This window comes from Bacillus cereus group sp. MYBK245-2, from assembly GCF_051916145.1.
In the GTDB taxonomy this organism is placed as follows: domain Bacteria; phylum Bacillota; class Bacilli; order Bacillales; family Bacillaceae_G; genus Bacillus_A; species Bacillus_A pacificus.
In genome coordinates this window covers 42,191-56,436 of sequence record NZ_JBQAGB010000014.1, presented here as the reverse complement: position 1 = coordinate 56,436, position 14,246 = coordinate 42,191, and the positions used below count along the sequence as shown (strand labels likewise).

Below are 14,246 nucleotides of genomic sequence, written 5' to 3'. Positions count from 1 at the left end.
ATTGTCGAAATCCTCCAGAATCCCCCGGATTGCCACCGGGGGATTTATGATCATTTCATTGCATGTATGTAATAACGTAATACTTTTTCTATTTCTATTTTCAATCCTCGGAACGGGAACCCTAATTCATTAGCTTTTCCATTATGTAATGTACAATTAGTCAATTCATTATAAGGTGCTACATGATCTCCTACTTCTTGAATGAGTGATTTTATTCCCGTATTCTCTTCTATAAAATGAATAATTTCCCGAGTAGAAACTACCCCGTTGCTACAAGCATTAATTGGCCCTTCTATGTCTTTCATCCCACACCAAGCTAAAAATTCCCCGGCTTCTTCTTCATGTATAAACGACAATTTTCCATCTAGATGATTCACTGCGACAGGTTCTTCTCTCACAATATGTTCAACGTAAAATTGTAACCTTTTCGTATAATCGTTTTCTCCAATAACAACTGGAAAACGAACTGCAACAACTGGAAATGTTGCTTGTTGAAATACAACTGCTTCGGCTAACCTCTTTCCTTCACCATAATTGAAGTCATTCCTATCTCCATACGCAATTGCATACTCGTACGGATCGAAGTCCTCTTCTGATAAACTTAGTGCTGGTTCATAGACAGCCATTGAAGATGTCATAACGTATTTTGTCGTTTTCCCTCGTAACACTTCACATATTATCTTCGCTGCGTTCGAGCTATAGCATAAATTATCGTATACAATATCATAACTTTTATCTGCTAGACGCTCTGCTAGTTGTTTTTCATCTTCTCTATCTACAATAAGTCTTTTTACTCTACTCCCAAAAGAATCTTCCGTAATTCCTCTCGTCGCAATCGTTACATCGTGCCCATCTTGCAAAAGTGCTTCTACTAAATGTTTACCAAAAAATCTTGTTCCCCCTAGCACCAATACTTTTTTCAACTTTATCATCCCCATTTCGATAAATTGTAAAATACTACCTCTCTATTATAAATGCTAACATATAAAAAGCATGGAACTCGTTTAACGATTCCATGCTTTTCTACAAAAAATATATTAACGTACTCGATATTTATAAATACAATAACAGAAGTATAAAATAGAAATTACAGATACATAAACCCATAATTCATATACGAATCCCTCTCCCCATACTCCCATAAAATAAAAGAGTGAAGGTAACGTCAATGTTACCCATGATTGTACGAAGGCAATCCTTCCAAGATATTGATTGATGTTCTTTTTTTGTGTATTTAATACAAAGAATAAATACCAAAGTAATGCCCACATAAACCACGTTAACGCATTCACAACATCGTGGAATTGAACAAATGAAACAACCATATAGAATAAAGCAATAATTGCTACCCAAATGCAGAACCACCCTAAACCGCTACTGTCCATTCCTTTTATAAAAGTAACACCTACATATAAATAGGTTAATCCGAATAAGAAAGTAGCTGCATATGAATATACCGTCCAATTACTTTGATCAGAAATCATGATTAAATAGAACGGAATAATAATTTGTAGTGCACCCACAAATAAATTAAAAACACCTGCACTTTTCATCTCTGCTTTTCCTAATATAACAAGACTATTTAAAAATAAAGCTGCACCCGAAAGTAATAATCCTACGTAACCCATATGTATTCGTGTGAAATTCTTTCCCTTTCACACTTTTAACCTCCCCACAATATAAAGTGATTCTTTATTATTTTTCTTCCTATTTCAAACTACATACATAATTTTTAATCTAAATAGGTCAGACTTCCTACCTTGAAGAACGCCAACTTTAAAACGCTTTCAATCATAAATAACCCTATCAGAACATTAATAAGATTCCTTGATTATAAACGTACTCTAACCATGACACAAGTATTGATGTTATTTTAAACATTACGTTTTTTATTTCTATAAAAATTAATAGGATAATGCACTTTTTCTATCTTATTCTACTAATTTCTAACATGGAATATTATAAAATGAGCTAGTCAGTAATACATTCATCTTTATAAGATAATCGTATACTGACCTAAACTTTCATAGTCAATATTGATAGTTTCTCATCCCTAATAATTGCTATTTATCATAAATATCATTCGGATTAATTGTAGGAATAAATCCATTTATAGAACTATATTTTTTAGATACGGTATTTGGAGTAACGGTAAACGTTACAATCTTATTACTTTGTTGTTTAAAATAGCGCATCCAATTTTGACTCCATTCATCTTTCGTAATAACTTGTTTATTGAAGTCCTCCCACAATACACCATGTATAAAATTCAAGGATGTATTTTTGATTGTGTCAAATCCCCAATTCTGTATAAGAAGCAAATCAGAATCAACACCTTTTATTTCTTTTAATAAATTTACATATGCTTCGCGAAATTTCCCTTGTGTAACTGGCTGATCATAAAAATAGTCATCAATATCACCAGCGGTATCTAAAAACACACCGTCTATTCCTTTTCCAATAACTTGCTGTTTCACTTTATTTACAACAATCCGCCGGTAATGTTCATCAGCTAAATTCATAATATATGTATCCCACTGCTCAATCTTCATTTTCTTACCGTCTCGATAATAATAGTCTGATTCAACTACTTGCGATTTATGCCACGATTCTAATTCTAAAACACTAACATACCCAAGGACTACTGTTCCGGATTTTTTTAATTGCTGAACTTGCTCTTTCGTAAATGCATATGGCTCTATAATGACCATGTCATACTTTGAAAGTCCCTCAATTACTTGCTCATTTGCTTCACCATAATAAATTTTATAACTTCGTACATTTTTTAAAACTGGTTCCACGACATTTGCTTGGGCGGATGTACTTGAGGAAAAAATAAAAGAAAATATAGCTAAAAAGTACATGGAACGTTTCCACTCCATAATAATATTACCCCCTATAAAACTGTAATTTTTTATCATTTTATATATTAATACAAGTATAGTAATACAATAACATTTTACATTTTTTCAAGCTCGATATTTAATAAAAAATCCCAATAAATACAATACATTAACAAAAATTAGAATTTATTTCACTTGAATTTACTACATCTCTGTTGATAAAATGATTTGGGCTTTATATATTTTAAAATAATTCTTTTAAATTATGTATTTTATTTCAGTGTACTATTCCTCAAAATTAAATTTGCAAACGAAAGAAGGGATTTTTTATGCACTATAGACAATCTAATTTATTACAAAAAATGATTGAACCTACGATTCTCTTTATTGCTCTATTTTTTCTCTCAATACTAACTGATTTTCTAACACCAACGTATGAATACTTCTTACTCTTATTTATTACATTAATTATTTCTAGCCGGTATGGCATATCTATCGCCCTTTTCACCTTTCTAGAAGCAATGATTTATATTTTTATAAGCGGTATATATAAAGAAGATGATATATTACTGTACTTTTATTCATTAGATTACTGGATTAATTGGATTTTCTTACTTGTTATTAGTTTATGTTGTGGACTAATGAGTACTGCACAAAAAGAACGGTATGAAGATGTACATATGATAAATAATGAGCTAAAAGCCGAAAATAAAGAATTAAAATATGTTGTGAAACAATTGGATGAAACACGTATTACACTACGTTCTCGTGTACTTGAATCAAATAATCACTTATCTAAAATGTATCATATGTTTAAAGCTTTAAATCATACACATCCTGAAATTGTACTCGATGAGGGAATAAATGTATTAAAAATGTATTTCGGAGCAAAAAAAATTGGTATCTATCACGTCGATAACAATAAACAATCACTTCGTATTAAATTAAGAGCAGAAACTGGTAAAAATACCTTACCTCAATCCATTTTTGTTAAAAATGCTTCGCTAGTCATCAAAAACGCTCTAGCGCATAATCGACCTTTTTTCCGTACAGAAGAGGATTTTCAAGACGCTCCACTTTTAGTTGGTCCCGTCCTATTCCAAGATGATGTACAATACGTCATTATATTAGACGAAATTGAATTTTCAAAAGTAACTTCTGAGCAATTCGAACTTTTCACATGGTATTTGCGCTGGATGGGTGATCGTTTACAAAACGCTTCTAATCTTTGGCTATCAAGTCAAGAGGATCGTACATTCCCTAAAACGAGTATTTATTATGAAGATGAATTTGAACATTTACTAAAAATAGAAAAGAAACGGTACGAAACATTATCTTATCCATATTCCTATTTTGAATTTACTGTTCCACAAGATTCCTTAGAAATGATAAATTCTATTTTAAAAGATCATTTGCGTGATATTGATATATTCGGTTATAGTACGACCAAACAAAAAGTTATGATCCTATTACCTGGCACTGAAGAAAAGTTTTTATTACCAGTCCAAACTCGTATACAAAACGCTCTTTCTTCTAAAGGAGTGGTATTCTAATGATTTTACTCCTTCTTTACTTTATTTATGCTATTTTGGTTTTTCTTTTATTTCGATTTACGAAAGGTTTGATTACTGAAGATAAGAAAGGAATTATTGAGTTTTGCTTGATTATCTCTCTCCTTTTCCCGCTTGTCGGACTTATTGTATCAGCAATCATGTTATTACTGAATATAAGACGCTCCAAGACCGAGTGGTTACAGCAATACTCTGATTATGTTTCCTTTCAAGTTGATCATTATGAAGATATTTTGGCATCAGCAAAACAAGATATGGACCTAATTTCATTTTCTTCTGGATTAGAACTAGATAAGCCTGAATTACATAAACAACTCATTGTACAGTTAAGCTCCTCCCCTATTTCCAATGAAGGAGGCTTATTGAAAGAAGCCATTCACCATAAAGATCCTGAAACTGTACATTACGCAGCAACTACTATTAATTTACTAAATGAACGGTACGAAAAACAGATCGAATACTTAAATAAGCAATTTCTACAAAATCCACAAAATGAAATTGCAAAAGAATTGGTTTCTAACTATTTAAGATATATAGACAGTGGTCTTCTTTCTAATCAGCAAAAAGAAAAAATAATCGCCGAATTTATGAATTTTATTACACAAAGTGTAGAACTATTTCCTACCGAACCTCTTTATCCTTTCCACCTTGGAAATCTGTTTCTACATACAAAACAATATGCAAAGTCTGAAGAACAATTTTTAAATCTTATTCATTTCTATCCTGAATCATATTACGGTTACGTTGGGTTACTTGAAATATATTATGAGCAAAAGTTATGGGACGAGCTCTATAACTTAATCAATAATCTAGCAGCTGCAAAAAGAGTTCATATACTACCGCGTAAATATCAATTATTTGTAAGGCAGTTTGGAGGCGCACACATTGAAAAAGGGGATTAATATATATATCGGAATTGTTAGTATCATTTTATTTCTCTTAATTATATCTATCCTTATATATCGAACAGAAAATTTCTATCAAAAGTTTTCTGTTCCTAAAACTAAAGAAACAGATACTGTTAAAACACTCAAAGCAAAAGATGTAGCCCAAAATGGACAAAAAATGCAATTATACGTTTTAAAAACGGATAATACATTAGGGCAACAAGTCGAATTTAATACGAAAAAGGCAATGGATTACGCACACCTACACTATAAAGATATTACAGCTAATGAAATTAAGGGACTTACTCCCTCTCCCTATACAGGGATTATTATTACAGGTGAAATAATGGCGCAACTTCCACAAGCTGATATTCAAAATTTTGTAAAAATGGGCGGAAGGATTATTATCGCAAACCGACTTGATTCAGATCCTTCCTGGAACACATTATTTGGTATTACAAAAAAAGAAGGCTTCAAAGATGTAAAAGGATTAACCTTTGAAGAAGTTTTATTCCCTGGTTATCCTGATCTCTCAAGTTCTTCTCCATTGTTCACTCATAGCTCAATGAATATTACGCTAGATGAGAATACAACTAATACTTGGATTACTGCAGAAGATACTCCCATCCTTTGGACCAATGACTACGGTGAAGGAAAAGTCTTATATTGGAATACAACAGCATTGAACGATAAATTAGGTAGAGGTATGTTCGTTCAATCACTGGGTACTATTTTCCCGACTTTCGCTACAGTACAACTTGGAGCGGAGATTATGTATATCGATGACTTCCCATCTCCAATTCCAAGTGGAGAACTAAAAAACTTAACAACAGAAAAAATTTCTGTTGAAGAATTTTATAAAAAACATTGGTGGAAAAATATGAAGGATATCTCTGAAGAGCTTGATATTAAATATACAGGGGTTGCAATTGGGACATACCAAAATAAAGTAACGCCACCTTTTGAAAATTTCACAGGTAAAAATAGAAATACCTATTTATTATTTGGGAGAGAATTATTAAGTCACGGTGGAGAAATCGGTATTCATGGCTATAACCATCAACCTTTATTATTACCACCAGACCCAGTAGATAAAGTACTTGAATATGTTCCGTGGAATTCAAAAGAGGACATGGAGAGATCCTTAGATGCTTTACAAAAACTCGTGTATAACTTCTTTCCAAACGAAAAACTAAAAACCTATGTACCACCATCCAATATTATAAATACAACTGGATTAAGTGCATTAAACGACGCGGTTCCAACTATGGAAACAGTTGCCTCTCTATATGTGGGAAGTAAAATTAACGGTAGTTTAATTCAAGAATTTGGACCAGACGAGCACAACAAAAATATTTATCACTTCCCGCGTATTACGAGTGGCTACGCTATCCCAGATGAAGAACAATTTATTTTAGCTGATGTTACCGCAAATTTAGGGGTTATCTCACATTTCGTCCATCCAGATGATATCCTTGATGAAAAACGTTCGGGTAATTTAACATGGGAAGAATTATTTAAAGCTTATAAAACGACAATTAAAGAAATACGAGAAAGATATCCTTATATAAAAAGTATGACACAAAGTGAAGCAACTGCTTCCATGAAAATTTATCAAACTGGTGATTTAGCTGTTTCTTATGAAGATGATGCTGTTCACATTGCATATAAAGGATTACCAAACCACACTGCAACAATTATACGTGTGGAAGAAGGGAAAAAATTGAAAACCGGTTCATTCCCATACGGCACAGTTACAAAGCTAGATTCACAAATTTATAGCGTTATATTAAAACAAGCTAACGCTACAATTCCAATTAAAGGGGTATAGCAGATGAGAATAGGTTTAGTCGTTGAAGGAAGTTATCCTTTTGTCAGTGGCGGAGTAGCAAGTTGGGTACAAATGATTATCCAACAATTTAAAGAACATGAATTCACCATTTTTGCGATCGTACCGCAAATAAAAACAGAAGAGGAATATCAATATGAAATTCCTAACAATGTAAAAGATATCATTATGATTCCCTTACAATCAGAAAGTGACTCAAAACATATAAAAACCAATTTAACGACTGATGAAGTACAAACACTTCAAAAATGGTTTACATTCCAAGCTAACGACACAGAAGCATTACAAATATTAGGAAACAAGCAAAAGCTAGGAACACTACATTCCTTCTTCGAAAGTCGTGAATTTTATGAAATAGTGAAAGAAAGCTATTTGTATGAAGAAAGTAGTGGTTCTTTCTTAAATTACTTTTGGATGTGGAGATCTATGTTCACACCAATCATTCAAATTTTACAAATTGATTTTCCTGAATTAGATCTTATCCATTCTGTATCTACAGGCTATGGTGGGCTTCTTGGAGCTGCAATTAGTGCCAAATCTGACATACCATTTATTCTAACAGAGCATGGTATTTATTCTCGGGAACGCGAAGAGGAAATACTCCAATCAACTTGGATACCAATCGAATACAAAAAAAGATGGGTTTCTTTCTTCCATCATTTATCTCACCAAGCATATGAACAAGCTGCTGATGTGATTACGTTATTCGGACGGAATAGTGCATATCAAAAAGAACTAGGAGCTCCGGCCCATAAACTAAAAATTGTTCCAAATGGTGTTACTTTATCTGACTATAAGGGGCTACGTAAGCCAAAACATAATTCAGATAAACTCATTATTTCTGCTATTATACGAGTTGTGCCAATTAAAGATGTAAAAACAATGATTTATGCAGCTAAATTATTATTAGAAAAAGATATTCCGTTTATCTTCTACTTATTAGGTCCTGATACAGAAGAACCAGAGTATGCCCAAGAATGTCGTGATTTAATTCAGCAACTTGGATTAAAAGAACATGTAATAATGACTGGCAGAGTAAACATTAAAGATTACTTAAAACAAACGGATATTCTCGTATTAACCAGCATATCTGAAGGACAACCACTAGCTATGTTAGAAGGAATGGCATCGGGATTACCATGGGTTGTTACAGACGTTGGTTCTTGTAAGGAGTTAATTTATGGACAAGATGAAGATCCTTACGGCCAATGTGGCTTTGTTGTACCACCTGTATCTCCTGAACAAGTTGCCACCCACTTAGAATGGTATTATCGCCACCCTGAATCCATTCAACAATTCGGAAACAATGGGCGTAATCGTATTGAAGCATATTATCAATTATCAGGTGTTGTTGATAGTTATCGTAAGCTTTATTTAGAAAGGGGTGCAAAAACATGGCAGGTATAGGATTTCGATTACAAAAATTATTTCAGGAAGACTACTATTCTTCCAGGGTAAAAGCTTATGGATTTTCGTTATTTGTTACAGCTGGTCCTTGGTTAGTCGTTATTTTAGCAGTAACAACTATTCGATTCATTTTGAGTTTATTTCATTCTATTTCAATTGAAGAACAGCGCCTTTTCACTATTTCAATTTCATATTGCTTTATTTTTTCTCAAATTATTTACGGAGCATTGCAGCTCATTGTAACTAGATATGTAGCTGACCTTTTATACGAACAAAAAGCTGATAAAGTATTTTCTTCATTTTTAGGAATGACAAAGATCACACTTTTTTTAGCTATTATGTTATGGCTTTTATTTGCATTTTTCACACCATTAGCTTTATATTATAAAATCGTGATGCTATTTTTATTTTTAGCTTTAAATATCATCTGGATTCAGTCCATTTATTTAACAGCAGCTAAAGATTATCAATCAATTGCACTGGCATTTTTAATCGGATCCATTTTTTCCCTATTAGGAATTATCCTAGTAGCTTACTGGCACCCTACACTTGGGTTAGAACATGGATCTGCCCTATTGCTTTTAATTTCTTTTACACTCGGTACTTTCATTACACTAGTATGGTTAAGTATCGTTATTGTAAGAATGTTTCCAAATAGTGATGCTACTGAACAATTTACCTTTCTGTCTTATTTAGATAAATATCCAGAATTATTTTGGTCAAGCCTCTTTTACAATGTGGGTATTTGGGTATGTAATTTTGTTATTTGGTTTGGAGACGGTCGGGGAAATATTGAAAACACATTTATTTATCATCAAATTTATGATACTTCTGTTTTCTGGGCGTATTTAAGTATTATCCCAACCTATATTTTCTTTGTAGTATCCATTGAAACCAGGTTTTATGAAAGATATAAAAAGTTCTTCGGTTCAGTAAACAATGGCGGAACATTACATACGCTTTTACAATTGAAGGATTCCATGAACTTTGTCTTAAAGCAGGAAATGGAACGTATACTTCGTAATCAAGGTATTTTTTCCTTACTTATTATTTTTATAATATGGATGTTTAGTTCGCAATCTGGAAACATAACACTTAATTACTCTATTCTGCAACTAACTATAGTTGGTGCTTATGCAAATGGAATGGTACTCGTTATTACATTACTACTCCTATACTTTGAGGATCGTAAAGGGGCATTTCGAACATCAGCTATTTTCTTTTTTGCAAACTTGTTATTAAGCCTTATCCTGCTTCCATTTGGATTCAATGGTTACGGCATTAGTTTCGCAGTTGGATCCTCTATTACATTCCTATATGCTATTTCTAGGCTCTTTACTTACATTAAAGATATTGATTATTATACATTTTGCCAGTCAAATATCCCTATAAAACAGCGGACTTTTTTTACCAAATTAGCTAATAAACTTAACGGAAAATAAATACAAAAATGACCTTTGCTTATGCAAAGGTCATTTTTGTATCTACATATTAAACTTCCAAATAGCCATTTTTATTATTTGATTGCCATCTCCAAGAATCTGCACACATTTCTTCTAATCCACGTTTTGCTTCCCATCCTAGTTCACGTTTTGCCTTTGATGCATCTGCAAAACATATTGCCACATCACCAGGACGACGCTCTGTAATTTTATAAGGAACTTTCTTTCCTGAAACCCTTTCAAATGCCTCAACCATCTCAAGTACACTATACCCTGTACCTGTGCCCAGATTATAAGCATCTACTCCTGTTGTATTCAGTACTTTCTCTAGCGCTTTTACGTGACCTTTTGCTAAGTCTACAACATGTATGTAGTCACGGATGCCTGTTCCATCTTTCGTTGGGTAGTCATTTCCAAATACACTTAATTCTTTTAGCTTACCTACTGCCACTTGTGTGACATATGGCATTAAGTTATTTGGAATTCCATTTGGATCCTCTCCAATACGTCCACTTTCATGTGCACCAAATGGGTTGAAATAGCGAAGTAACGCGATACTCCATTCTCTATCTGCAAATGCTACATCACGCATAATTTGCTCAATCATTAATTTCGTTTGACCATATGGATTTGTTGCACTTAATGGAAACTCCTCTGTAATCGGTGACGTTTCCGGGATACCATATACAGTTGCGGATGAACTAAAAATCATCTTCTTTACATTATGTTTCTGCATTACTTCACATAGCACTAAAGTGCTCGTAATGTTGTTATGATAATATGTTAATGGAATTGCTACTGATTCCCCTACAGCTTTAAATCCTGCAAAGTGAATAACTGCTTCGATTGCATTTTCTTCAAAAATTGCGTCAAGTGCTTCTTGATTTAAAACATCTTCTTTATAAAACTTAAATTGTTTTCCTGTTATTTCTTTCACTCGATTTATAGATTCTACCGAGCTATTCGAAAGATTATCAACTACTATAATTTCGTAACCGCTATTTAGTAATTCTACACATGTATGACTACCAATATACCCTGCTCCACCTGTTACAAGTATTGCCATAATTATAGTCCTCCATATTTCATTCATTATAAACTTCTCAAAGTATATCACATATTTCTTATCCTATGTTTAATATGCGAACACATAAACTTACATTTTATCCCATAATAATTTTATAACATATACGATTCCAATCAAGTAATAAGAAAAACGCCACATAATTTTTGTTATGTGGCGTTTTTCTTATTAAATTACGTAACAATATACACTTAGAAAATGTGCAAGACTACCTAATAATACAAAAACGTGAAAAATTTCATGATGTCCCATATATTTAAACTCTAGCCATTTTGGCTTTGTTCCATAAATAAATCCACCAATTGTATAAAAAATGCCCCCAAGTACTAAGAAAACAATGCCTCCTGTACTTAAATTCTCAGCTAAAGGCGCAAAGAATAAAACAATTAACCAACCCATCGTAATATAAATTGCTGTCGATAACCATCTTGGACAATTAAACCAAAACATTTTAAACACAATGCCACAAATCGCAGTTGCATAGACTAAACAAAATAATAGCAAACCACTTGCTGAATTTAATGTAATTAAGCAAAAGGGTGCATATGTACCTGCAATTAATATAAAAATCATAGAATGATCTAGCTTCCTAAAGAAGTAAATAACACGTTCATTGGCCACAACACTATGATATACAGCTGATGCCGTATAAAGGACCATCATTCCAATCCCAAACAAAATAACAGCTGTAATTGCAGCAAATGATGGCATCTTGATAGAAACTTTCACAAGCATAGCTAATAAGGCAATAAATGATAATATCGCTCCACCTAAGTGAGTAAATGCATTAACTGGTTCCCTTACATAAGCATTCATAATAACACCCCCATATAATTACATGTAGTTTCAATAACTACATGTAATTATATACACATTTCTTTTTAAGGTCAACATTTACAATTTATTTGTTTCGTAATACCATATTTAAGGATGTATTAGACATTAAGTTCCACTAAGTTATAAAAGTGAGGGATTCTACGTGGAAAATATAAATGAATTACTTGAGACATTGCATTTAGAAAAAAATATTAAACTTGAGGATATTCCAAATGTTGACTTATATGTAGATCAAGTTGTCCAACTATTTGAGAATACTTATGCAGATACAACGAGAACTGATGATGAAAAAGTATTAACAAAAACGATGATTAATAATTACGCAAAAGGGAAACTATTCATCCCTATCAAAAATAAAAAATATTCAAAAGAGCATATGATTTTAATTAGCCTAATTTATCAATTAAAAGGTGCTCTTTCCATTAACGACATAAAAAGTTCATTAGAAACTATAAATGACTCCTTATTAAATGATGATTCATTCGAATTAAATACGTTATACAAAAATTATCTTGCTCTTACTGAAAGCAATGTCGAAAGCTTTAAACAAGACGTAAATAACCGTGTTACAGAAGTAAATGAGATTTCTTCCTTAGAAGACACAAAGCTAGAAAAATTTCTACTACTAACATCCTTCGTGACTATGAGTAATATGTATAGACGTTTAGCGGAGCAACTAGTGGATGATTTAAAAGAATCATAAATAAAAAACTATCCACCTATTAAAGTGGATAGTTTTTATTTACTTAATTGCTTCATGAACTTTTAGTTGTTTCCCTTTAATCGTTGTAGTCTTCATGACTTTCAAGACAAGTGGTCCTTTTCCATTTAATATTTCGACGTAAGAAACATTATCTTGTATCGTAATAATACCTATATCTTCTGCTGTAACACCTTTAATTTTAGCAATTGTACCGACGAAATCTACCGCCCTAATTTTCTTTTTCTTCCCGCCATTAAAGTACAGCTTCATAATGCCTTTGTTGATGTCTGCATTTTTATCTTTCTTTATAATTGGTTTAGCATGTATCTTTTCTTCAAATGCAGCTTTCCCTTTCATAACTTCTTCTTTTGAAGGTCCAATTGCCTTTGGAATTTCAAAGCCAATATACTCCTCAATCTCTTCTAAAAATCTATTTTCATATGGTGTTATAAATGTAATAGCTTTTCCACTATTTCCAGCTCGTCCCGTTCTTCCAGTACGATGTACATAGCTTTCTTTTTCAAGTGGAATATCATAATTAATAACATGTGTAATATTATCAATATCAATTCCTCTCGCAGCTACGTCTGTTGCTACTAAATAACGGAATTTTCCTTTTCTAAAATCATCCATGACTTCAAAACGATCTTCTTGTACCATACCACCATGTATTTTGTCACAAGGATAGTTAGCTCGTTTTAATTGTCTATATACATGATCTACATTTTCTTGTGTACGGCAGAAAATAATACAGCTATCAGGATTCTCAATCGTTGTTACATCTTTAAGTAGTGAAAGCTTCTCGTCTTCTATCGCCTCAAAAAGGGTATGTTCAATTTTATCCGTCGTAATCCCAGCCGCTTTAATTTCAATATGAGTTGGTGCATTCATATATGTACGTGATAACCTTTCAACATCTTCCGGTAAAGTTGCTGAAAATAGCATTGTCATTCTATTTGTAGGTAATTCATCAATAATTGCCTCTACTTGATCGATAAAGCCCATGTTTAGCATTTCGTCCGCTTCATCAATCACTAAATATTTTAATCGCTCTAAAGAAAGGGTCCCTTTTTCAATATGATCCAATACACGCCCTGGAGTCCCTACTACAATATGCGTCTTTTGCTTTAACTCTAATTTTTGACGTGCAAATGGGGACTTACCATAAATTGCGGCGGCTTTAATTCTTTTGAATCGCCCTATATTTGTAATATCTTCTTTCACCTGTACCGCAAGCTCTCTCGTTGGTGTTAAAACTAATGCTTGTGGTTTATTCTCTTCCCACTCCACCATCTCACAAAGTGGAATACCAAATGAAGCTGTTTTTCCACTTCCCGTCTGGGACTTCACAACAAGATCCTTCTTTTGTAATGCGACTGGAATAACCTCACCTTGTACTTCTGTTGGATGATCATACCCTAACCCCGTAAGTGCCCTTACAATTTCTTTACTTAATTTATACTCAAAAAACCCTTTTTTACTCATATATTAACCTCATTTTATTCTGTATTATTTTCTTTTTTATCTTTTGTATACGTTACTATCGCCCTACTTATTATACTTGAAACCTCACATAAAAAGATGGATTATGCCAGATTCATCTTTTTACATAGAAATAAACCT

At 32.7% G+C, this 14,246-nt stretch carries 12 protein-coding genes; 6 read left to right on the top strand and 6 right to left on the bottom strand.

Translation table 11 applies throughout. The annotated features are described in order from the left end of the window. Positions 1-50 precede the first annotated feature (50 nt). The 3 genes from ACTFRN_RS20965 to ACTFRN_RS20955 form a co-directional block, all read right to left on the bottom strand. Positions 51-932, bottom strand: a complete 882-nt coding sequence (locus tag ACTFRN_RS20965) for an NAD-dependent epimerase/dehydratase family protein (RefSeq protein ID WP_014893392.1) — start codon at positions 930-932, stop codon at positions 51-53. Between the two features lie 105 nt (positions 933-1,037). Continuing rightward, complete coding sequence (locus ACTFRN_RS20960; RefSeq protein ID WP_000542569.1) at positions 1,038-1,628, bottom strand: AmiS/UreI family transporter; 591 nt, start codon at positions 1,626-1,628, stop codon at positions 1,038-1,040. A gap of 435 nt (positions 1,629-2,063) precedes the next feature. After that, entirely contained in the window at positions 2,064-2,882 is an 819-nt protein-coding gene (locus ACTFRN_RS20955) for a putative glycoside hydrolase (RefSeq protein WP_000455000.1), read from the bottom strand. 290 nt (positions 2,883-3,172) lie between these two features. Here ACTFRN_RS20955 and ACTFRN_RS20950 point away from each other — a divergent pair, with 290 nt between their 5' ends. From ACTFRN_RS20950 to pelG, 5 genes are read left to right on the top strand one after another with little or no spacing between them, the layout of a single operon-like run. Next, positions 3,173-4,396 carry a hypothetical protein gene (locus tag ACTFRN_RS20950; protein WP_014893391.1) on the top strand — a complete coding sequence of 408 codons (1,224 nt, stop codon included), beginning with the start codon at positions 3,173-3,175 and terminating at the stop codon, positions 4,394-4,396. Beyond that, on the top strand, positions 4,396-5,316 hold the full coding sequence (locus ACTFRN_RS20945; protein WP_014893390.1) for a tetratricopeptide repeat protein: 921 nt from the start codon (positions 4,396-4,398) through the stop codon (positions 5,314-5,316). Before ACTFRN_RS20950 ends, ACTFRN_RS20945 begins: the two co-directional genes overlap by 1 nt. Then, a complete protein-coding gene (locus ACTFRN_RS20940) occupies positions 5,300-7,132 on the top strand; it encodes a DUF2194 domain-containing protein (protein ID WP_088106275.1) in 1,833 nt (610 codons plus the stop codon). Before ACTFRN_RS20945 ends, ACTFRN_RS20940 begins: the two co-directional genes overlap by 17 nt. A gap of 3 nt (positions 7,133-7,135) precedes the next feature. Then, on the top strand, positions 7,136-8,557 hold the full coding sequence (gene pelF / locus ACTFRN_RS20935; protein ID WP_001219499.1) for a GT4 family glycosyltransferase PelF: 1,422 nt from the start codon (positions 7,136-7,138) through the stop codon (positions 8,555-8,557). Further along, on the top strand, positions 8,545-9,999 hold the full coding sequence (gene pelG, locus ACTFRN_RS20930) for an exopolysaccharide Pel transporter PelG (protein ID WP_014893388.1): 1,455 nt from the start codon (positions 8,545-8,547) through the stop codon (positions 9,997-9,999). Before pelF ends, pelG begins: the two co-directional genes overlap by 13 nt. A gap of 49 nt (positions 10,000-10,048) precedes the next feature. Here pelG and galE read toward each other — a convergent pair whose 3' ends face one another. Then, on the bottom strand, positions 10,049-11,065 hold the full coding sequence (gene galE / locus ACTFRN_RS20925; RefSeq protein ID WP_000996533.1) for a UDP-glucose 4-epimerase GalE: 1,017 nt from the start codon (positions 11,063-11,065) through the stop codon (positions 10,049-10,051). A 186-nt stretch (positions 11,066-11,251) separates the two neighbouring features. Then, positions 11,252-11,899: a PAQR family membrane homeostasis protein TrhA gene (trhA, locus tag ACTFRN_RS20920; protein ID WP_000995364.1), complete on the bottom strand. Its 648-nt coding sequence runs from the start codon at positions 11,897-11,899 to the stop codon at positions 11,252-11,254. Between the two features lie 163 nt (positions 11,900-12,062). Here trhA and ACTFRN_RS20915 point away from each other — a divergent pair, with 163 nt between their 5' ends. Next, a complete protein-coding gene (locus ACTFRN_RS20915; RefSeq protein WP_000427879.1) occupies positions 12,063-12,623 on the top strand; it encodes a DUF1836 domain-containing protein in 561 nt (186 codons plus the stop codon). Between the two features lie 39 nt (positions 12,624-12,662). Here ACTFRN_RS20915 and dbpA read toward each other — a convergent pair whose 3' ends face one another. After that, positions 12,663-14,108 carry an ATP-dependent RNA helicase DbpA gene (gene dbpA / locus ACTFRN_RS20910; RefSeq protein WP_000037423.1) on the bottom strand — a complete coding sequence of 482 codons (1,446 nt, stop codon included), beginning with the start codon at positions 14,106-14,108 and terminating at the stop codon, positions 12,663-12,665. Positions 14,109-14,246: the final 138 nt, after the last annotated feature.